This is a genomic window from Ectothiorhodospiraceae bacterium BW-2, from assembly GCA_008375315.1.
Lineage (GTDB): Bacteria > Pseudomonadota > Gammaproteobacteria > Thiohalomonadales > Thiohalomonadaceae > BW-2.
The window spans coordinates 2,225,342-2,246,783 of sequence record CP032507.1 but is presented as its reverse complement, the minus strand read 5'-3'; the positions used below and the strand labels follow the sequence as shown (position 1 = coordinate 2,246,783).

28 protein-coding genes and 1 pseudogene are annotated in these 21,442 nt (G+C 43.4%); 2 read left to right on the top strand and 27 right to left on the bottom strand.

All coding sequences use genetic code 11. From position 1 onward, the window contains the following. Position 1: 1 nt before the first annotated feature. The 4 genes and pseudogenes from D5085_10880 to D5085_10865 form a co-directional block, all read right to left on the bottom strand. The gene (locus D5085_10880; protein ID QEP43579.1) at positions 2–301 is read right to left on the bottom strand and encodes a type II toxin-antitoxin system RelE/ParE family toxin; all 300 of its coding nucleotides are present in this window, start codon (positions 299–301) and stop codon (positions 2–4) included. A 30-nt stretch (positions 302–331) separates the two neighbouring features. Beyond that, positions 332–524: pseudogene (locus D5085_10875) on the bottom strand (hypothetical protein). Positions 525–677: 153 nt separating this feature from the next. Then, complete coding sequence (locus D5085_10870) at positions 678–2,312, bottom strand: IS1634 family transposase (protein ID QEP43578.1); 1,635 nt, start codon at positions 2,310–2,312, stop codon at positions 678–680. A 5-nt stretch (positions 2,313–2,317) separates the two neighbouring features. Continuing rightward, on the bottom strand, positions 2,318–2,797 hold the full coding sequence (locus D5085_10865; protein QEP43577.1) for a hypothetical protein: 480 nt from the start codon (positions 2,795–2,797) through the stop codon (positions 2,318–2,320). Between D5085_10865 and D5085_10860 the strand changes: the two genes are divergently transcribed. Both D5085_10860 and D5085_10855 read left to right on the top strand, forming a co-directional pair. Next, the gene (locus D5085_10860; GenBank protein ID QEP43576.1) at positions 2,792–3,235 is read left to right on the top strand and encodes a hypothetical protein; all 444 of its coding nucleotides are present in this window, start codon (positions 2,792–2,794) and stop codon (positions 3,233–3,235) included. The genes D5085_10865 and D5085_10860 overlap by 6 nt on opposite strands. Beyond that, positions 3,232–4,281: an IS3 family transposase gene (locus D5085_10855; protein QEP43575.1), complete on the top strand. Its 1,050-nt coding sequence runs from the start codon at positions 3,232–3,234 to the stop codon at positions 4,279–4,281. The genes D5085_10860 and D5085_10855 overlap by 4 nt, the downstream gene beginning before the upstream one ends. 307 nt (positions 4,282–4,588) lie before the next feature. On the opposite strand, the gene D5085_10850 is transcribed toward D5085_10855, so the two are convergent. From D5085_10850 to D5085_10740, 23 genes are all read right to left on the bottom strand, one after another. Next, entirely contained in the window at positions 4,589–5,833 is a 1,245-nt protein-coding gene (locus D5085_10850; GenBank protein QEP43574.1) for an IS66 family transposase, read from the bottom strand. A gap of 334 nt (positions 5,834–6,167) precedes the next feature. Then, positions 6,168–6,401: a hypothetical protein gene (locus D5085_10845; GenBank protein ID QEP43573.1), complete on the bottom strand. Its 234-nt coding sequence runs from the start codon at positions 6,399–6,401 to the stop codon at positions 6,168–6,170. Between the two features lie 138 nt (positions 6,402–6,539). Beyond that, positions 6,540–7,658 (bottom strand): hypothetical protein, encoded by a 1,119-nt coding sequence (locus D5085_10840; protein ID QEP43572.1) that lies wholly within the window; start codon positions 7,656–7,658, stop codon positions 6,540–6,542. 68 nt (positions 7,659–7,726) lie between these two features. Then, complete coding sequence (locus tag D5085_10835) at positions 7,727–8,494, bottom strand: glycosyltransferase (GenBank protein QEP43571.1); 768 nt, start codon at positions 8,492–8,494, stop codon at positions 7,727–7,729. Positions 8,495–8,498: 4 nt separating this feature from the next. Then, positions 8,499–9,473, bottom strand: a complete 975-nt coding sequence (locus D5085_10830; protein ID QEP43570.1) for a glycosyltransferase — start codon at positions 9,471–9,473, stop codon at positions 8,499–8,501. Between the two features lie 502 nt (positions 9,474–9,975). Further along, positions 9,976–10,527, bottom strand: a complete 552-nt coding sequence (locus D5085_10825; protein QEP43569.1) for a hypothetical protein — start codon at positions 10,525–10,527, stop codon at positions 9,976–9,978. Between the two features lie 119 nt (positions 10,528–10,646). After that, positions 10,647–10,829, bottom strand: a complete 183-nt coding sequence (locus tag D5085_10820) for a hypothetical protein (GenBank protein ID QEP43568.1) — start codon at positions 10,827–10,829, stop codon at positions 10,647–10,649. A gap of 32 nt (positions 10,830–10,861) precedes the next feature. Beyond that, complete coding sequence (locus tag D5085_10815) at positions 10,862–11,752, bottom strand: ATP-binding cassette domain-containing protein (protein QEP43567.1); 891 nt, start codon at positions 11,750–11,752, stop codon at positions 10,862–10,864. A gap of 168 nt (positions 11,753–11,920) precedes the next feature. Continuing rightward, complete coding sequence (locus tag D5085_10810) at positions 11,921–12,412, bottom strand: DUF3368 domain-containing protein (GenBank protein ID QEP43566.1); 492 nt, start codon at positions 12,410–12,412, stop codon at positions 11,921–11,923. Next, on the bottom strand, positions 12,409–12,660 hold the full coding sequence (locus D5085_10805; GenBank protein ID QEP43565.1) for a UPF0175 family protein: 252 nt from the start codon (positions 12,658–12,660) through the stop codon (positions 12,409–12,411). The genes D5085_10810 and D5085_10805 overlap by 4 nt, the downstream gene beginning before the upstream one ends. Before the next feature lie 573 nt (positions 12,661–13,233). Beyond that, positions 13,234–13,524, bottom strand: coding sequence for a hypothetical protein (locus D5085_10800; protein ID QEP43564.1), 291 nt, complete (start codon positions 13,522–13,524; stop codon positions 13,234–13,236). A gap of 364 nt (positions 13,525–13,888) precedes the next feature. Then, positions 13,889–14,938 (bottom strand): IS3 family transposase, encoded by a 1,050-nt coding sequence (locus D5085_10795; GenBank protein QEP43563.1) that lies wholly within the window; start codon positions 14,936–14,938, stop codon positions 13,889–13,891. Next, entirely contained in the window at positions 14,935–15,378 is a 444-nt protein-coding gene (locus tag D5085_10790) for a hypothetical protein (GenBank protein QEP43562.1), read from the bottom strand. Before D5085_10790 ends, D5085_10795 begins: the two co-directional genes overlap by 4 nt. A gap of 18 nt (positions 15,379–15,396) precedes the next feature. Further along, positions 15,397–16,248 carry a hypothetical protein gene (locus D5085_10785; GenBank protein ID QEP43561.1) on the bottom strand — a complete coding sequence of 284 codons (852 nt, stop codon included), beginning with the start codon at positions 16,246–16,248 and terminating at the stop codon, positions 15,397–15,399. Between the two features lie 58 nt (positions 16,249–16,306). Next, positions 16,307–16,540 carry a type II toxin-antitoxin system HicB family antitoxin gene (locus D5085_10780; GenBank protein ID QEP43560.1) on the bottom strand — a complete coding sequence of 78 codons (234 nt, stop codon included), beginning with the start codon at positions 16,538–16,540 and terminating at the stop codon, positions 16,307–16,309. Between the two features lie 194 nt (positions 16,541–16,734). Beyond that, entirely contained in the window at positions 16,735–16,983 is a 249-nt protein-coding gene (locus tag D5085_10775; GenBank protein ID QEP43559.1) for a hypothetical protein, read from the bottom strand. Positions 16,984–17,182: 199 nt separating this feature from the next. After that, complete coding sequence (locus D5085_10770) at positions 17,183–17,575, bottom strand: hypothetical protein (protein ID QEP45137.1); 393 nt, start codon at positions 17,573–17,575, stop codon at positions 17,183–17,185. Positions 17,576–17,667: 92 nt separating this feature from the next. Then, positions 17,668–17,973 (bottom strand): nucleotidyltransferase domain-containing protein, encoded by a 306-nt coding sequence (locus D5085_10765; GenBank protein ID QEP43558.1) that lies wholly within the window; start codon positions 17,971–17,973, stop codon positions 17,668–17,670. A gap of 46 nt (positions 17,974–18,019) precedes the next feature. After that, positions 18,020–18,472 (bottom strand): hypothetical protein, encoded by a 453-nt coding sequence (locus D5085_10760; GenBank protein ID QEP43557.1) that lies wholly within the window; start codon positions 18,470–18,472, stop codon positions 18,020–18,022. Positions 18,473–18,748: 276 nt separating this feature from the next. Then, a complete protein-coding gene (locus tag D5085_10755) occupies positions 18,749–19,909 on the bottom strand; it encodes a Fic family protein (protein ID QEP43556.1) in 1,161 nt (386 codons plus the stop codon). Positions 19,910–20,009: 100 nt separating this feature from the next. Next, a complete protein-coding gene (locus D5085_10750) occupies positions 20,010–20,225 on the bottom strand; it encodes a hypothetical protein (protein QEP43555.1) in 216 nt (71 codons plus the stop codon). A 21-nt stretch (positions 20,226–20,246) separates the two neighbouring features. Beyond that, the gene (locus D5085_10745; GenBank protein QEP45136.1) at positions 20,247–21,197 is read right to left on the bottom strand and encodes a GDP-L-fucose synthase; all 951 of its coding nucleotides are present in this window, start codon (positions 21,195–21,197) and stop codon (positions 20,247–20,249) included. A 5-nt stretch (positions 21,198–21,202) separates the two neighbouring features. After that, positions 21,203–21,442 carry a DUF1640 domain-containing protein gene (locus D5085_10740; GenBank protein QEP43554.1) on the bottom strand — a complete coding sequence of 80 codons (240 nt, stop codon included), beginning with the start codon at positions 21,440–21,442 and terminating at the stop codon, positions 21,203–21,205.

Below are 21,442 nucleotides of genomic sequence, written 5' to 3'. Positions count from 1 at the left end.
GTCAATCCTCCGGTAGTACGTTCGCCATAGAAATAGCGCGTTTGATATCGCGTTTCTGGGTCGATTTATCGCCGCCCAGCAACAGCAAGTACAACACAGTGCCGCGTCGCGTGAAATACACACGATAACCGGGACCGTAATGAATACGCATCTCAGAAACACCGCCGCCGACTGGCTCGCAATCGCCAAAATTGCCTTTAGCAGCACGATCCAGTCTCAGTGCAATCTGAGCTTTCCCGACATGATCTTTCAACTTAGATAACCAAGCATCGAACTCATCTGATTTTTCAAATACATTCATGGTTATATTGTATTCATTCGGATACACTCGTCAAGACAGTTGTCGAAGATCGACCGCTGTACCGGTAATTTTTTGTAGCTCTTTGTCCAAAAAAAACCGGCGCTTTGGTCCAGTCTATCAGTTGATAAACTTGCGGAAATAGAAGTTGTAGAAAATCGGTAAAATAGTACTCCAGCGCCTCTTTCCAGGGGCTATCATAATCCTAGGCTGTTGCCTGGCTCATTAGAGACTCATCTCATGGTATTTTTTTGCGGTATAACAAGCAAAGATAACCTAGCGGTTATTGCCGCGTTGAATAATATGTGCCGTAACTCCGGCTAAATTTTAACGGCATTATTAGTGTATTTAGCCGACATTCCGCACATAAACTTGGACATCAGGAATAAACATCAATATACCGTTTTCCAAGCAAAAGCAGTAACTTTTTTTGGTGCTCATTTAGGTTCAGTATCATCTCTTCACATTTCCGAATGACTAAAACATGAATGCCTTTAAAATAGAGAAATACCCAGCGTGCTGTCGGTTTATTAGTCAACCCACCGACTTGGTCAGGAAAAAACTCATCAAATTGGCTAAGAGCTTGTCTAATCCGATGCTCCAAAGCGGCATAAATCATAAGACATAAAGTCATAATCATTGTGATTGCCATCAGTCTTTCCTCAGATTTAACAAAGAATGTTGTTGCCATAAATAATGGATCTTTTAGAAACCGAAATCCACGCTCTACTTTTTGCTCTTCTTTATAAATCTTCAACAGCTTAGAATTCGGCAATTCATTAGAATCAAGTTGATTGGTGGCAATAATAAAGCAACTTTTTTGTTGTATCTTTTTCTGAAATAGAGATGAGTCAGATGATAATATAGCGGAAACTTGAATGACTATCTTATCAGGTTTGGCATTCTTTGCCGGACGCCCCTTTTTGCTATAACGAGCGACTTCTTTATATTCAATATCAGTCAGTTCCGTCAGCTTTAGCTGTTTTTGAAGTTTTTCAACGGACTGCTCAGCATCGGCTTGACAGGCAAATTCCTGACGAAATAATGCGTTAATATTTCTCATCTCTTTGTCGCTTACTTTCTGAAACTGCTTTTTGCAAGTTTTAAGCGAACGTTGTCTCGCCTCAGGAGAATAGACTAATAACCAGCGTTGATCAATATCTCCGTACTGACAAGGCAAATCAATCATTGACATTTGATTAAAATCCACCATCAAAGAAGGAGCATGTGACTCAATAAAATAAAGAGCTAATGACAATGTCTCCGGAACGCGAGATATCCAGAATAAATCTTGGCTTAACTCGAGCGTTTCTCGAGTATAAAACGCGCTATCGGCAACTAAATATTCCAACCCAACGTCCTTTTTTAATTGGGCTATATGCTTAGTCACTGTATCCCTAAAGTTAATCTTATCATTACTGTTACCACTGAGAGGTTGCATGAGCACCGGAATACCCGACTTATTTTCACAAATTAATTGTAAAACAACCTGATTTAAATCAGGACGATGATCGCGACTATAACCTTTCGTGACATGTATAATATCACTACCCTCTTGGGGAGGACATTCGCTATTATATCTGCCATCAGTATGAAAGCTACTACTATCCATGTGGTAGATACCTCCCGTTAAGCCGAGTGTATGAACGCTTTTAACAGCTAATTGTCCATAGAGTGAGTCAATGCCATAGTTATATACAGCGTCTAAGGCTCGCCCCAGAGCATCGTCATTAATTTGATCAGCAGTAACTCCTTCTCCGATTAATCTATCGACAGGTTTATCCCGAAAAAAAAGAGGCGTGAGATAGAGTGCGCGATGAGCAAACCCTAATCCGTTCAAAATCATTGCTTTAACAGCCTGTCCGTGGGAAATAGTTTGTTTCTCTTCATCTTTAGGTAGTAGGGCATCTATTTGCTCAACCAACCCTAATTCATCAATCATGGCGGATACTAGACCCAAATGGTCTAGGGTTTTGGTTTCGTAGTAACCGTTCAGATACCCCCCTGTTATCAAGATAACTAAACCGCCCCAGGCAGAGAGGGCACGGCCGCCCCTTTTCTGCGGCAAGCAATCGTTTGTGCAATAAATGACCAGGCATCAGCTTTTCGCTGGTGACAGGTATCGACGACGCTAGCCAACAAACATAATGTCCTTGACCCCTGTGCGTTTCGGGTACCATAAGAGAGTCGCCGAAAAATCACCCAATGCCGCAATGCTTGCTCGGCTCTATTATTCGTCAGTGGCAGGTGAGGAAAATCGAGTATGGCTAGAATGCTATCATCGTCATAACTAAACTCACGAGCAAACGCGCGTGCTTTCTTATGCGGACTATCAAAATAGTCGAAGCATAGCTGCACAAACGGTTTGATGTGGCTGAGATAATGTTGCGACCAGAGCGTTTCTATTGGAATATTCTCTTGTTGTCGAGCCCAATAGACGGTATCAAAGACCCCCTGAGTGTCAAGATACCCTGAGACCACCCCTGATGAGAAATGAATGTAGAATCAGGGGGGCAACAGAGGAGATACACGATGCCCAAAGATACTACCGTTTTACCCTCCAACGAGGTTACCGACCCCGATGAAGAGAAGCGCTCCTACCGCAAATTTAGTGAGGAAGAGAAGCTTCGGATCCTAGCAGAAGCAGAGCAGTGCAAGGAGCCGGGTCAGCTAGGCGAGCTGCTGCGCAAAGAGCAGATCTACAGCTCCCATCTGACCAAATGGCGCCGACAACTGCAAGCACAGGGGCAGGCTGGCCTGAAAGGGAAACAGAGTGGTCGCAAACCGAGCCTAGACAAGCGAGATAAGGAGATAGAGCGTTTAAAGAAGGAAATTCAGCGTCTTAGCCAACGGTTACAGCAGACCGAAGGGGTGATTGCGCTCCAAAAAAAAGCCTTCAGCTTATTGGAGCAGATGAACACAGAGATAAGCTTATGAGATTAGTTGAAAAAGAGTGCCCCAGTTCGGTGAGCATAAGAGCCGCTTGCGATAGCCTAGCGCTCTCGCGTGCAGGCTACTACCGCCGACAGGCTCCGGTTGTCTCCCCCCGAGCGAGCCTTCCAAGACCCGTCGCAGCCAATGCGCTGAGTGAGGCAGAGAGGCAAGCCGTTCTGGGGCTTTTGAACAGCGAACGATTCTATGACCAACCTCCGGCAGAGATCTATGCTAGCCTGCTGGATGAAGGGAAATATTACTGTTCAATCAGTACGATGTATCGGATCCTTCGTGCTAATCAACAGACGGGAGAGCGGCGAGCTCAAAAACCGGCCAAATCACACGCTATCCCCCGATTACGGGCGACCCGCCCGAATGAGGTTTGGACATGGGATATCACTAAGCTTCCCACCACAGAGCAGGGTAACTTCTTGAATCTCTATGTGGTGATGGATCTCTACAGCCGTTTTATTGTGGCTTGGATGGTCTCAAGGAAGGAGAATAGTGAGCTCTCCAAGCTGTTAATCAGTGACGCAGCGGCTCGCTATCGGGTCGCGCTCAGTGGCTTAACACTGCATCAGGATAGAGGTGTGCCGATGACCGCCAGAGGCTATCTCGACTTGATGGCCGAACTGGGGATCACCTGCTCCCACAGCCGTCCACGAGTCAGTAACGACAATCCGTTTAGCGAGAGTCAATTTAAAACACTCAAGCAACAACCCGATTATCCTCAACGATTTACAGGAGTTGACCATGCCAGAATATGGTTTAGTGACTATGTTGACTGGTACTGTTTCCACCACCACCATCGAGGGATTGCGTGGTTCACTCCAGAGCAGGTATTTACCGGTCGTTACAAGGAGGTTAGCGAGCAGCGTGAACAGGCGCTGAAGCAGGCCTATCAGCAGCATCCGAAACGCTTTATTCATGGTGAGCCCAAGGTTAAGCAACCCCCTACTGAGGTATGGATTAACCCCGCTCTACCGGAGGAGGGGGTGGGGTCGCTGGAGGTCAACTATCCAACCCTGAATAGAGCGAAGGAGAGATGAGTGACGGTGCCGCTAGTGGGTCTATCGTCGATGGCTTTAGCCGGTTGTGGTGGCTGAATGACAGAGCGTTATCCATAGCCCGCCCCCCGGAGACCCCCTTATTATCGTAGGGGGGCGGGCTGTGGGTAACGCGGTGCAGGAGGGAGGTTCCTAGATTAGGGGTTGCAGTTCGCCTTGCAGCTCCCCCTTGCTGAAGGGCTTGGCTCTTGCGGCAAAGGGCCATGAGGGTCATGTTCGCTCCTTGTTGCGTCATGACTCAACATAGGCGAAATTTGCCGGTGAGGGCAGTGGCAATCACCGGCTAGATTTAGAGCTTTATTTTTTTAACAACTGGTCTCAAATTACTTGACAGCTTCCGGACCCACTCCAGAAATTCAACCGCTTTTTTGCCAAATTTTGCGGCATCCGGATCAAGACTTTGTGCCAATCCTATCGCTTTCCTTTCCAAATGCGCCAAGCAACGAAGTCGCTTATAGTACTCACGATAGATGTGCCAGCCATCACTCATCAACCAGCCGTCAAACCGGTCGCTGAACAAAATGCGCTCAATCGCCGACCGTCCGCGTGTACCAATGGTATACCATGTAGCGCTCATGCCAACCACAACCCATAGCCAGAGCTTCTGAGCTGCCTGAGGCCATGAAGTTTCATCAATATGGAGCAGTTCTGATTTGACCACCGACTCGATAATCTCTTCCTCGACCGGTTCAAGGCAGCGGGCGCCTTCAGTTATCGTCTGCTGAATGAGGCCAACAGAGAGCTTCAGGCCAAACCATGTCTGAAAAAACTCAACAACACGACGACGGGATAACCGCATCCGAACCGCCAGAAAAATGATCATCGATGCCAGAGTGGGACCGACCAGGTGTCGCTCTTTGATAGCCACCTGCCAAGTTTCATTTGCCTCTTCAACAAACGGGCGGTATTGACTGGTATGGCCACAACTGCACTGACTCTCATAGCACATATGCTTGGTTTGTTGGAGCGTTAATCCTGCTCTGCTATCAGTCTGAATCAGAATATCTATTTCATAATAGGCGGTATACGCCTGACTTTGGAACTCAGTCTCGTTCATCTTTTTGCCGCAACAGTGGCAGTGGTCCACAAAGTGATGTTCTATTTTGTCAGTCGGTAAAACTTGTTGACGGCCATAGCCTTGACTACCCGGTTGACGACCCGGATTTCTTGGGGGTGGCTCATCCTTTCCAGTGGGTTCCGTTGTTTTGTCTTCTGCATCAGAAGGTGTATCTTTGCTAGGGTCAGGATCATCGCTGTCATGTTGAGCTGACTCGCTCTCTTTCAGCATTGGCTCGTTGGCATCGGATGAATCTGATTCTTCTTCATTGGCTTCATCCTTATCTGTGTCGTTACTAAACCATGGAGGCATCGCTCCTGACGGACGGGAGCTGTTTTGTGGATTTTGACCGAGCTGTTCTCTGGCTTCTTTTAGATCAGTGAGCAATTTAGCCGATAACGAGCGTAGCGACTCTTCAGGAAGGCTGTCCAGCTTCTCCTTATCGAGTTGCTTTAGATCGTGATCGGTGAGTTGCATTCGTTGTCCGTGGGTCAGTGAGTTGCGTATGTGCTATTCAATCATATTACATTTGACTTGGCAACAGGGGGGGGACTGAACGGTTACGTTTCGTAATGGTTGGGATGTAATGGGGTACCTGTTTCTACATGGACTGACATACAATTCTACACCTGATGCTATATTAAAATTCACCAAATCTGGGCGTTGGCTAAATACTCAAGTGAAAATTTTGTATGCAGAACATCAAATACAGGCATGAATTTTGCTTAATATTATTCTTTATTTAAAATCAAAATTTTATTAAATTGCCAAATCTTGGAAATGTATGCGGAATGTCGGATTTAGTAAACTGTCACCGTAATACGTGAAACAGCGACCAATTCAGTTGCGGCCAATTAATCGTGCTATGAAAAAAACGCTGAAGTGTACGATAGCTCCCCCCTCGACCGCTCCAGCGCGAAAGTCCCAACATGGTGACTCGGCCTGTCATCGACAGCATCGCTTCAGCGATTCGAACTAAACGACGCTGATTTGTTTTTCCTAACTCGTAGCTTAAACAGGTTAAAAGTAGCATAATGTCTGGCATGGGCTGGGGCTCCGGTGTTCGCTTGTTGTTTCGTCACTTAAGCTTATCACCTTAGCCCCTCGCCCTCCTCATTTTTTTGGCGAAGGTATTGGATTTATTAGATTAGATAAAAATACCCAACAACTCAAAAACAAAAATTCAAAGTTTATATATTAGTGGATATTTACGATAAAAGACCAATAATTCATCATTTTCTTGATCTCTTTTTCTCTTACTTAATGAATAATAAAATATCGACCACATAAATATATGAAAAAAATTACCAGTCGACATCATTCCAGCATCAAAAAAACAATAAAGAAGAAAAGAAAAATATAGCGAAACGACATAATAATTGTTTATTTTTATCTTTTCCAGAGCAAAACCAATATAAATAATAAAAAAAACAAGCAACAGAAAATAAATTAAACCACTTTTAAGAAGAAATTCTAAATAAAAATTATCGATATTAAATCTTTTTGATTCTATACCCAAGCTAGAACTTTCAAAAAACAACGCACCTATATCACCGAAAAAAGATATATCTAAATTACTTAGCCAAATACTTAATCTAAAGCTCAATAAACGATCAACCTCATCAAAAAAAACAAAAACAAACATAAAAGGAAAAATCAAGTAAAACAAAATGAAAACTAAAAATGTAGTTTTAAAACCGAATTTTTTTATTGCAAAATCAAATGCCAAAAAATTAACAAGAAACAAAATAGCATTTCGAGACTGAATAAGGTAAAAAACAAAAGAAACCGAGCCTAAAAACAAAAAATAACTAATGCCTTTTATTTTTGAACCCAACAAGAAAACAAGAGTTATAATCAAAAAAAGATACCCCGCTTCTTTTGGATGAAAATACCCTAATAACAACCTTTCTCTAAGATAATAAGTATTATACAAAAACCAACCATTATTAAAATAATAATCAACCACAGGTACTATAACAAATATTAGCGCAAGATAGACAGCATTGCGAAAACAAAAAAAACCAACAGAATAAACACTTGCAAAAAAAATAATTGAGAATAGAAAAATGAGATACTGAATAAAAAACACTCCCCCATCGAAAAAAATATACGATGAAAATGGAATTGTAATCAGCAATATTTTATTCCAATGTATTTTGGAAAAATAAAATACAAAAAATAGCGCAATAAACGCTGATATAGCGATTAACCCATGCTTAAAATAATATAATTGAGGAAAAATACCAGCATTAATACCTCCACCAGAAAGATAAAAACTAGATGATAACGAAAATATCATATACACAAATAAAAAATAAAAAACTCCTAGTTTTTTAATCATGACATAATTTCATAAAATGCAAAAAATCATTTCAAACTGCTTAAGGAAAACAAAAGAAACCTAATACGCCTTTTGATTTTAACAAGTAGCGAGTATTGATCCACAACATTATTTTTGTGTTTAACCCTCAAAAACTCATCATACAAAACAAATTTACTTTGCATAGACAACCCATTTAGTGAAAAACACGAGATAACTAACTGCATATAATTAAACTTTGCCCCATCCAAATATAAATTTAGAAAAAAATTATAGTCGGCTCCAATTGCGAAATCCAAATCAAATAAATATTTCTTCTGCAGTTTAGTTTTAACAAATACTGACTGATGACAAAAAGGCATAGACTTCAGTATATTAGTAATATTTTTAGCTTTTTGATATTGAGACACATTATTAACATCAAAAGCAAGAACATCCCCGTAATAAACATCAACATCATTATGGTAATCATTTTTTATATAATCATACACTTTACACAAGATATCACATGAATAGAAAGAATCATCGGCGTTAAGATACAGCAGCCATTCACCACAACAATAATCTAATGATTTATTCATGGCATCATACACACCATTATCCTTTCCGGAACAATAATAAAACCTGATTCCCTTATCTTTAAATTCTTGTTCATAGCTTGATATTATATTCAAGGTAGCATCACTAGATCCACCATCTAAAACAACATACTCAAAATCAAAAAACTCTTGGCATAAAACAGATTTTACCGTATTACGAATAGTCCTCTCAGAGTTCAGACAAACAGTAACAATAGAAAAAAAACAATTTTTCATCTTTTCAGAAATAGCGAAAAAAATAAGGAATTAAAAAAAAAACAACCAATGCAATTTTAAACTTAAATGGAGTGTTCGAAATAAAAAAACCCCATTCAAAGTTACTTCTTATCTCATTAAAAACACACTCTTTTTCTTTTGAAAATTTATTACCATTTGATGCGGAAATCTTTCTAAACAAATGTAACAATAACACAAGATACTGTGTACTGGCTTTATTTTTTATTTTAATCGAATATTTAGAATGTTGGAGCATATAATTAAAAGCTGGTATTACTGACATATGCCTTAAATTAAACAAAGATGACAATGCGCTATTATGCCTTAATCGATAATTATAATAAAACCTATTCAGGTATATTATCTTCTTCGAACAAGAGAAATATTTATAACAAAACAACTGATCCTCGCATATATATATATCATCTGAAAACAAAATATTATTTTCCTTAATCAAAGAACTCCTAAAAAGTTTATTAAAAACAAATCCTTGAAACCCATTTAACTCAAACAATTCAATTAACCCAGTTTCTGCATCCATTATTATTTCATTATCAAACTGACGACAACCATTTTCTTTATTTATATAGAAACCACAAACAGAGACATCAATATCATTATCATTCTTCATGGGTTCCAGTAACGAAGTATACATATTTTTCTCAATATAATCGTCACCATCAACAAAACCAATATATTCTCCTCTGGCTTGCTCAATCCCAAAATTTCTAGCTATTGAGACACCTTCATTTTTTTTATGGAAAGCTCTAACAAATGAATACCTACCACTATATTCATCACAGATTAGAGAGCTGTTGTCTGTTGATCCATCATCAATAAGCAAAACCTCAATATTGAAATAAGTCTGGCATACAATACTATCTAAACATGCTGGTAAATATGATTCAACATTATACACAGGAACAATAACTGATATCAAGGGTAATTCCATATAGTCAAACACTAAAAAATTCAACATCCATAATAAAAGAAATTAAAATACAACTCATTTATAACTTGCCCTGAAACAACAATCTCTTTCGAGTTTAATTTCAAGAGAATATTCTATTTTATATACCTTTTTTTATCTTTTTGGCTTTTTAGCGCATAGATAAAAACATTAGTATTAAAAAAACCTTATCTCTCATAAATCTCATTTCGTCTTGCCACTTCATGATAACTTTCGACAACAGAGCTAAGTCTGGAATCGAAGCATTAGTCATCTATACTACTCCACACGACCAGACCCGTACGAATTGAATTTGAAGGGGCACTTTACCATATTACCTCCCGTGGCGATCGGCAGAAGGCAATTTTTGAAGATGATGGCGACCGCACTCATTGAATTTCTGAATATTATTGAGGGTACAGGAAATCACAGGGAACGGGGGGTGATGATTAAGGTTTTCCATTTAATAATTTGAGACCAGATCCAGTCTTTCTCTAATTAGATGCATTGGGTACCCAGTCGATCCCATAAGTTAAACATTGTTAAAACGGTCATTCAAGGCAAGCGGCCTAAAATAACCTTTGATGCAGTTAGCGTTACGTATGCACAATTGAATATGGTTTTTTTCTTTAAAGCCTGCTGTGGGATATAACTCACCTCCTTCCCAAAAAGCACCACGCACAGAATCATAAGGTCTTAAATCTGCTTTAACCCTAGTTGCGTGCATATACTCAATAACAGCGCAGTCTAAATGACGGTAAAGATTATCTCGGTCTGTTGAAGAAGCAGGACTGTTTTCAGGTAGAGGGTCACCAGATAACTCCGTCAAAACCTTTAAAGCTTCATAATCGTGTTTTAGTGTTTGCAATGAAAATGAATCTATCAGATCAAAGCAATAACCCAACTTCAAAACTGCACCAATCACATAAGGCTGTTGAATTTTTCTTCGCCTAACCAAGCTTTGGGCATAAAGCTGAGCTCGTGTGAGGTTATTTTCCCAAAAATACATGCCATGCCCCAACCAATCATATGCGTTCTCACTGGTATGAAAGGTTGGATTTTCAGCAAGCAATTCTTCCGCGATATTACGATCACAGGCGTAAAACCTATGGCTAGCCCATGCTGCGGTAAATAAAGTTCACAATTCACGCTTAAGCGAAGGATTCTTTTTTATGGAAAATCATTCGGGGAGAATTATGCACTTCAAGGTTGAATCTGCGCAGTTTTAACATAGCTTATCATTCGATAAGGTTTAGTAAGCTGCCCCTTTGGATCAACCAAACCCAACTCGCGAAGAAACTGTTTAGCAAAGGCTTTATCTGTGCGCGCTTTAGCCACAATTTCATCGCTGACTTTAGCCATTAGATCGAATTCATCTTTTCTCATCGCTTGACTCCTTAAACATCAATACAGGATCATCATATCACCAAGCAAGACACAAAACTCATATCAATCTCGCGTAATAAAAATAGCGAGTGGCTGGCGATAAATATCTGCACGCCATTATGGGCAAGTGCCACAATCACTTCTGCAATCGATTTAATAAGTCGCGGATTTAAATTGGTCTCTGGCTTATCCCAGAATAGATACCCTTGCCCTAACAATGTACCCGTACTGATTAACCGTGCCAGCATCGCCAATTTGCGTAACCCTTCGGCGACTAAACCAATCTCCATTCGACCTTCGCCAGTAATATGAAGATAAAACCGGCCGCTGGCTTGATCAACCACCACTTTTCCGCCCATCGCTTCCTCTAATGGTGTCAGCAATGCTGCGGCGATTTTTTCACGGGATCCTTTTAGCGCAGGATTGCCTAACAGAGAGACCGTATCACGCCAAGTCTCCTCAAATTCGAGATGGTAGTTATCGTATAGCGGCACAAACCAGGGAGATAGCGTGATCAATTCGCGCTTTGGAAGAAATACCGTAGGATGATCTAACTCTTCTGATGGCAGTGTTACGATATCTACCTGACTTTTTGCGTTACTTGCAAATGCGATAGCTACATTACCACGACTATTATGCATCGTTAGCGCAATCTCACAACGCCCTCTTCCCTGTTTTCGTTTAACCAAGCGCCCCAAGCTCTCTGGACGCATCACAGCGACCAGTTTTTCAGCATATCTCTTTTCCAGCGTGTTCTTAGTTAACTGCGTCTCTTCATTGATCTTTAGTAGGGCATAGATTGCTTTGAGTAGGTGAGATTTTCCCAAGCCGTTTTCGCCCACAATGACATTAACACCCGACGAGAATTGCCAAATAGCGCTTGGCAATGCCGCGAAATTAGTGAATGAACAGCTTTTTATCATCGGTTATCGTTTGTGATAATTATCTGGATGCTCTCTTTAAAATCCTGCTGTGGGGTACAGGCAAACAGTGTCAGGTCTTGCCTTAGAAAATTCTCAACAGTGATCACATTATCTTGTTTCAAAAAAATTTCGTTGTCCGTTACTTGTTTATTCCTAAACCGAACATGCTCAGGAATTACGGTTACTGTATTCTCCAGCCAATTCAAGCACCGTTGCTACCAAACCCTCACTGATAAAAATTGGGCTTTCGGTAATTTGCTGCACAAGTGGGGCAATATGAGTGACCAGACCGATTCGCTTGGCTTGCAGCAACACGCCGAGTGATCCGATGGTTCTGATCTGATTGATGCTTGCAATTTTGCGACCGCGTTTGTCATCAATGAGCAGGTAGTCTGCGGCGACTTCTTTGTAGAGCAGCATGGCCTCAGTTTCACCCGCATCTGCGAAGGCATCGAGATAGACAAACCGATTCATTTCTACTTTGCGAATCTTGTCATGCAGGTAATTCTTCAATCGATTGGATTGGAATTTATCTGCACGAACGACCTCATGAAAAACCGCCTCTGGCACGATAACCTGACCAAAAATTTCATCCAGCAACGAAAGGCTGTCGCAGGCAGCCAATGCGACCAGCGCGGATGAGTCGGCAACAAGAATCACCTTGAGCCGAACTCCGATAGTTCCGCGATTAACTCGTCGCGGCTGATATCGATTACCGGCACCTTGTTCCGCTTGCAGGTAAGCATAAAGTCGTAAAGATCGACTCCCGCTAACTCCGCCGCCCTGGACAATGTCACTCGGCCCTGCTGAACAAGCCAAAGTGCGTAGGAAGTTATGATTTCTTGTCGGGTTTCGTTGGTGCCTTGGAAATTAACAAAATCACTGGGTAATTCAATCGCTATTTGCATTGCGCTCTCCTGTATCGACATACATTAGAATTAGAAATTACTGGATGAAATACGGGGACATAATACCTATTTACACACATTTCACCATCTGCTCCTAAAAAATGCACCGTTTCAAACTTATCTTCAGCTTGTTCTCAACTACTGGTGGTGTTTATGTTACTAACCGCGTGGTGCTGTAGTTTTTGAAGAAAAACCCTGTCAAGCACTTTTTTAGATTTTTTTACTATCTCACCCCTGGTGTAGTTACAAATACTTTATCCATACAGCAAACAGTGTCAGGTCTTGCATTAACGCATTGCAATTACTTTGCTTCATGTTCTTTTACTGCGCGGCTGACCGTTGAAAGGCCGCATTCGAGATAAACCCTAAATGAAAATAATGTGGTAACGCAAGACCTGACACTATTCGCGGTTACTAACCGTTCCATCGTTACTCTGCCACCACGGTGGCGACCTGATCGAGCCTGTAAAATGGAAGGATAAACCACAACGCCTTGTGCAAAAAGGTGGTGATAAAGCACATTTTGCACAAACAGACTTTCAGTTATCCCTTCACAAATAACACAAATACGCTTCACTGATTGCGAACTAATGGCTCTTTTAGCCAAATTTCGGAGTTGAGATAGTCTTGCTCCAGCCAGCGTTGATAGTCAGCACTAGTTAAAGAGCGTAATGTAGTCGCACCATCATAAAGGTCGGCAACTATGATATTTTCCAGTTCAAAGCAGTCCACCAACGCCGGCGACTGGGTAGCGATAAAAAGCTGACGCTTTGCAGCAAGTCGACGAATCATCGCTGCAATCAGGGTAATTGCCGATGGATGCAGCCCTAATTCGGGTTCGTCAATGAAGATCACATCGGGCAACTGATCCGGAAGCTGTCAAGTAATTTGAGACCAGTTGTTAAAAAAATAAAGCTCTAAATCTAGCCGGTGATTGCCACTGCCCTCACCGGCAAATTTCGCCTATGTTGAGTCATGACGCAACAAGGAGCGAACATGACCCTCATGGCCCTTTGCCGCAAGAGCCAAGCCCTTCAGCAAGGGGGAGCTGCAAGGCGAACTGCAACCCCTAATCTAGGAACCTCCCTCCTGCACCGCGTTACCCACAGCCCGCCCCCCTACGATAATAAGGGGGTCTCCGGGGGGCGGGCTATGGATAACGCTCTGTCATTCAGCCACCACAACCGGCTAAAGCCATCGACGATAGACCCACTAGCGGCACCGTCACTCATCTCTCCTTCGCTCTATTCAGGGTTGGATAGTTGACCTCCAGCGACCCCACCCCCTCCTCCGGTAGAGCGGGGTTAATCCATACCTCAGTAGGGGGTTGCTTAACCTTGGGCTCACCATGAATAAAGCGTTTCGGATGCTGCTGATAGGCCTGCTTCAGCGCCTGTTCACGCTGCTCGCTAACCTCCTTGTAACGACCGGTAAATACCTGCTCTGGAGTGAACCACGCAATCCCTCGATGGTGGTGGTGGAAACAGTACCAGTCAACATAGTCACTAAACCATATTCTGGCATGGTCAACTCCTGTAAATCGTTGAGGATAATCGGGTTGTTGCTTGAGTGTTTTAAATTGACTCTCGCTAAACGGATTGTCGTTACTGACTCGTGGACGGCTGTGGGAGCAGGTGATCCCCAGTTCGGCCATCAAGTCGAGATAGCCTCTGGCGGTCATCGGCACACCTCTATCCTGATGCAGTGTTAAGCCACTGAGCGCGACCCGATAGCGAGCCGCTGCGTCACTGATTAACAGCTTGGAGAGCTCACTATTCTCCTTCCTTGAGACCATCCAAGCCACAATAAAACGGCTGTAGAGATCCATCACCACATAGAGATTCAAGAAGTTACCCTGCTCTGTGGTGGGAAGCTTAGTGATATCCCATGTCCAAACCTCATTCGGGCGGGTCGCCCGTAATCGGGGGATAGCGTGTGATTTGGCCGGTTTTTGAGCTCGCCGCTCTCCCGTCTGTTGATTAGCACGAAGGATCCGATACATCGTACTGATTGAACAGTAATATTTCCCTTCATCCAGCAGGCTAGCATAGATCTCTGCCGGAGGTTGGTCATAGAATCGTTCGCTGTTCAAAAGCCCCAGAACGGCTTGCCTCTCTGCCTCACTCAGCGCATTGGCTGCGACGGGTCTTGGAAGGCTCGCTCGGGGGGAGACAACCGGAGCCTGTCGGCGGTAGTAGCCTGCACGCGAGAGCGCTAGGCTATCGCAAGCGGCTCTTATGCTCACCGAACTGGGGCACTCTTTTTCAACTAATCTCATAAGCTTATCTCTGTGTTCATCTGCTCCAATAAGCTGAAGGCTTTTTTTTGGAGCGCAATCACCCCTTCGGTCTGCTGTAACCGTTGGCTAAGACGCTGAATTTCCTTCTTTAAACGCTCTATCTCCTTATCTCGCTTGTCTAGGCTCGGTTTGCGACCACTCTGTTTCCCTTTCAGGCCAGCCTGCCCCTGTGCTTGCAGTTGTCGGCGCCATTTGGTCAGATGGGAGCTGTAGATCTGCTCTTTGCGCAGCAGCTCGCCTAGCTGACCCGGCTCCTTGCACTGCTCTGCTTCTGCTAGGATCCGAAGCTTCTCTTCCTCACTAAATTTGCGGTAGGAGCGCTTCTCTTCATCGGGGTCGGTAACCTCGTTGGAGGGTAAAACGGTAGTATCTTTGGGCATCGTGTATCTCCTCTGTTGCCCCCCTGATTCTACATTCATTTCTCATCAGGGGTGGTCTCAGGGTATCTTGACACTCAGGGGATCTGTGGGAAGATTAAGCAGCGTAAGCAGGCAGAAAAGCCGCAAAGAGCCGTCGGAAGTTAAGTGGGCACCAAAAGTTTTGTCACTTTGGCGACTTTTCCAACGCAGCTCGACTCTACCAGCAACGGGTACGAGTACGAAGTCATCAAAAGTAGGAAGAACGCGCTCTATCTGACGGGTAATCAGACGATATCGCATGGGATCACACTCTTGCAGGTGTAGAAGCACTGCAGCAAGGTTACCGCCATCACTACGCAGCCAGCTAAAATCGTTCACATCCCAACGCTTATGTATAGAGGCTTGTGCCGAGGTATCATGAAACTGATAGGTTGCGCAGTTGCGTAGCAAATGGACAACTATTTTTGCGGTTGAGTTCACCTGATCTGGCAGCTGCGCCTCTTTGCTTGCACTGGCAAGTTCTGTCCAGCGGGCGGTAGTCCGTTTTTGGCTATCTGAGTAACGATAGGCCTCTTCGGTTAGCAAGACACTATCACCAGCAGGCAGATGTGTTAATGCAAAGCGGTAGTCATTATCTCCCTTATTTGTCTGGATAGATATCTCAATCCGAATACGGGGAGTTTTTCTTGCCCCCATAAAAAACTGATCATCCCCACCGCCATGGGTAATCACAAACTCCTGTAACTTTTTCCCTTTCAACATCCAACTGATTAACTCAAACAACCGAATAAAATTGGATTTACCCGCACCATTTGCCCCAATCAGCACACTCAAATTACCGAGTTGAAGTTGCTCAACCTGAAGAATGCTCCGGAATCCCTCTATTGAGATCGATTGAATGTGACCTTTTATCACTGATTTATTCGCCATCAACTTACAAACGGTGTCAGGTCTTGCATTAACGTATTGAGGAAAGCCACCCTAATTTCTATCCACCAATCAGCAGCGGGTAATCAAAAGAACTGCTTATCTTTTGCAATGGTAGCTGACTATTCCGCTCTGTCCGGGCTTGCAATAACTGTTTAACCACATCACGCGCAATAGTTAAAGTCTCCTCCACGGTTTGTCCTTGTGCAACTAAACCCTGTATCTCATCTGAAGTAGCTAAATAACCGAATCCGTCATCCAAAGCCTCAATATGAATATTGACGATATGTTCCACTCACATAACTCCTTTGGCTAACACCAAAATCAATAAAGCGTAAAATAAACCGATCCCACGCCTGTATTGCATCATCATCCATCGTATCAAGCTGATCTGCATGCAGAAATAACATTAGTTTCAATTAAGTTAATGCGTAATTTACATAGTGCAAGTGCCGCTGACACTGCTGCCAACTTGTAAGAAGTTTGCTCTCACGCTCGTTCACTACAATGTAACCCCTTTTTCGTACGCAATCGAATAGATTGCCGGTCGATTTTCTGCTCCCCTAGCTCACGATAGAGTTGAGCCAAAAACCGATTTTTGGCTTTAACCAACTCATCAGGTTGACTTATATCTGTCTCAATAAGCAGATCGATATCGCCGCCGCGCTTACTGTCATCCAGCCGCGAGCCAAACAGACGCACAACAGCCCGCTGACGACCAACAGGCGCATCATTCACAATTATTGCAAATGCGCTGCAATAGTGTCTGATCCCAAATCTTGACCGTCAGGCCAACCGACTCCAGAGAAAAACAGTGTCACTTTAGAAAAGTAGTCTGGATTATGTAATGCTGAAATAATCAATAAATAGCGAGTTTAGGTGACCAAGCGGGTGGTGCTGTAATCAGCATCCAGAGTAAATACTTTATAATCCTCGGTCATACACTCTTACCCTGTTGTTCTATCGATTCAATAATTGATGCAATGTTATCCAGTATGCCGGCCAGATAGGCTATTGTGGCAACGGCTTCATTAAGATAACTCGCTTTAATATAATTATCTTCAGGATAGTCATGTGAAAACTGATTTCGTAAGGCACGAACTTCTTGCCACCGAGTTACATTATCGACAAATCCTAACTGTTCCAAACGGTTCAATTTATCGATCATCGGTCGATGTTCATAGGGTTCTTGCAGATAGCGTAAGAGTGCATTAAACAGCGTTCCTCCTATACTATCCTGTAATTTAGTAAAGCGTAAAATAAACTGATCCCACGCCTGTATTGCATCATCATCCATCGTATCTAACTGATCTGCTTGGAGAGGCAACATTAGCTTTAGCTCGGTTAATGCATAATTTACATAGTGCAAGTGCCGCTGACACTGCTGCCAACTTGTAACCAGTTTGCTCTCGCGCTCGTTCACTACAATGCAACCCCTTTTTCGTACGCAACCGAATAGATTGCCGGTCGATTTTCCCGATTAGGATAATCGACTAAAATGTCGATTTTCTGCTCCCCTAGCTCACGATAGAGTTGAGCCAAAAACCGATTTTTAGCTTTAACCAACTCATCCGGCTGACTTATATCTGTCTCAATAAGCAGATCGATATCGCCGCCGCGCTTACTGTCATCCAGCCTCGATCCAAACAGACGCACAACAGCCCGCTGACTAAAACAATCTATTGCCGCCTGTTTGATAACTGCCCGTTGTTTTTGACTTAAACGCATTTTATAGCAACCCCGCTCACAACTGCTATCAACTGATAACAACCCCCTACTTCGCTATAAACATATCTGCCAATTTCAGCACGGTGACAATTAAGGCAATAATCCCAATCGACCAGCGCATATTGGTGTTGATGGCTTGGCTGATTTTGAGCTCGATGTTTTTTTCAAACACATCCATATTTTTTTCAAACAGATCCAAGCGATTATTCACATTTGCTTCGAGAAGCTTAAACTCTCCCCGTAAACTATTGAAATCACTTTTCAAATCACCAAACTCACCTTTTAAATCATTAAACTCGTCTTTAAGGCTAGCAATGTCAGCCGCGACCTCATCTAATTTTTCATCCAAATGATTAATATGGTTGTACTGCGATTTTAACAGCAGTGTGTTAATATCATCCCGATTTAACCCCTCACCGCGACTAAAGCGCTCTTCAATCTCCTTAATCTGCGGCGAGATCATCTCAATTAACATATCATCCACTTTAGTTTTGTTCATCGTATAGCCTTTAGTCAGAACTTAATCTACATTTTGTAGATACCACGCATAGATCCGCTTACCGTCATTCAGCTTTGACCCAAACAGACGCACAACAGCTCGCTCATTAAAACACTCAATTGCGGCTTGTTTGATCGTTTGACGCTGGTTTTAATTTAAACGCATTTTGGCCCTGTTCATGCTTTCAATGCTTTCATCAGTCCGTTAGGGGTTGGGCACGCTATGCTTTGCCCAATCGCCAGATGACGAAACGATGAACAAGGCCGATCAAAACTCTTAATGATGCTCAGGAAACAACCCAGGCAACCAATAGGGAGCTAGCTGAGCAGGAAAGGCAAACTGTAACGGTTTTCTTGGTGTCTCGCTAACCATAATACCCGCTTTAATCAAACTAGCAACCATGCGACGCGCATGGCGATCACTGCTTCCCATCAAGCCGGCAACTTCACCACGAGGTAACGATCCCCGATATAGCAGTGCCTCAATAACCCGCCTACTATGTTGAGGAAGCTGCCCCGCACGAGTTGACTCTTCTGCCCAGCGTAAAATTCGTTCGCGCATCTGCTCAGGCTGTAGTAACTGCTCCATAAATTTAATCTGATCCAGCGCAGTCTCAAGAAAAAAACGACTAAACGCAGCAAGGCTCTCTTCACTCAAATGACCACGACCATCAAGATCATTGCGGCGGCGATTATCACACTGAGCTAAATGGTATTTATAACTCTCTACCTTGCGCGCCAACCCACGCGCAATCGACCATATCCCCCCTGATTCCAAACTCTCCTGCAATACAGCATGAGACATTAAGCGTGCAACACGACCATTACCATCAAGAAACGGATGTATCCACAGCAGGCGATGGTGTGCGGCCGCTGCGGCGATAATCGTCTCGGCTTTACCAAGAGCATGGTAAGTTCGCTCAAACTGCTGCAAAAACCGCGGAATAGCTCCGGGGCTAATCGCAATATGTTGACCAACCCGAACATCTTTTTGGCGCAGCGCACCCGGAATAACCGGTAACCGTTCGTTGTTATCGCTATTTTCGATCCACAATAGTGGCTCAGGCAGGCGCTCACAAAAGCGTTGATGTATTTCGCTTAAACCTGACACGGTTAAAGCCCGTCCATTAACCCCCCCATTATCAATCCACTGTTGCACTGCGATATGCGCTAGCGCTTCGATTTGCAGATTACGCTTTTCCGGATTAGTGCTGTAGTCGTTTTTTAGCGCACGATCAATATCAATCGGATGGGTGTCGTGTCCTTCAATGAGATTGCTGTAGTAGCAGTTCATTGATCGCAGTAGGTCAGCCAGAGCGGCTAGCGTGCTATCGGCCAAGCTACGGCGTAAACCAGATGCTTGTGCTGCCAACTCCATAGCCAGATCGATCAGATCGGTTCTATAGCGTGAAGTAGCTGATAACCTCATCGGCTCCATTAACGAAACCGACTCTCCTCGATCCAGAGGCATATTACCGGCATCACTGTTCATGTCCGCTTCTTTGTCCGCTAAGTTTTATGCAAATAATATAACTATATCAATAGCAAACGGCACGCAAGCAATCGTTCATGTCTATCAAAATGGCCGCATTACCGCCATATTCCATCAACATAGATTCGGTGTGCGATTTTAACAGCAGCGTGTTAATATCATCCCGATTTACCCCCTCACCGCGACTAAAGCGCTCTTCAATCTCCTTAATCTGCGGCGAGATCATCTCAATTAACATATCATCAACTTTGGTTTTGTTCATCGGATAGCCCTTAGTCAGAACTTAATCTACACTTTGTAGATACCAAGCATAGGTCTGGGCTAATCCCTGCTTCAACTCTATCTGATACCGCCACCCCATCGCCGTTAATCGACTCACATCAATCAGTTTTCGCGGTGGTCCATCAGGCTTAGAGCTATCAAATACAACCTGCCCCTTATATCCCACAACCTCGGCCATCGTCTCGGCTAACTCCCGAATGGTAATATCCTTACCCGTCCCGACATTAATATGCGATAACATCGGCTCGGTATTCGCCTGATAAGTTGCCTCATCTAGCTCCAGCACAAACAGTGACGCCGCCGCCATATCATCGACACAGAGAAACTCCCGCATCGGTTTGCCACTACCCCACACCACCACCTCCGGCTGATTTTGCAGCTTCGCCTCATGAAAACGGCGCATTAGAGCCGGAATGACATGCGAATTTTCGGGATGAAAATTATCATTTATGCCATAAAGATTGGTCGGCATCACCGAGCGGTAATCGGTACCATACTGCCGGTTATAACTTTCACACAGCTTAATTCCGGCAATTTTTGCTATCGCATAGGGCTCATTAGTCGGCTCTAGCGTATCAGTTAACAGCGCCTGCTCCTGCATCGGCTGCTGCACCGCTCGCGGATAGATACAAGTACTACCTAAAAAGAGTAGCCGTTTAACCTGATGGGTATAGGCCGCATGAATCACATTAGCCTCTATCATCAAATTTTGATAGATAAACTCCGCCGGATAGGTGTTATTCGCATGAATCCCACCCACCTTAGCGGCTGCTAATATGACATAATCGGGTCGTTCCGTCGCAAAAAAGTCGTTTACCGCCTGTTGATTGGTAAGGTCGAGTTCGTTATGGCTTCGGGTAACCAGATTGGTGAAACCGCGCTGTTGTAACTGACGGACGATTGCCGAACCGACTAAGCCACGATGGCCCGCAATATAAACTCTGTCACTCAATTGTATCATGCTATTTTCAGAATACCCACAATAAGTGCCATTGAGGCAGCCAACATTAATCCTAACTTAATCGTTAACGAATACTCCAACTCTTTGAGTTTCATATCAAAGTGTTCTTTACTAACTAACTGCTCTTCAATAAGTCTTTTCTGTTCTGATGCAAAGAGCTCAGCCTGTTCTTCTGAAAAGCCAACCGCCTGTAACTTTTTTACAAACTGATGCGTATCAAAAGTTAGTGTACTCAT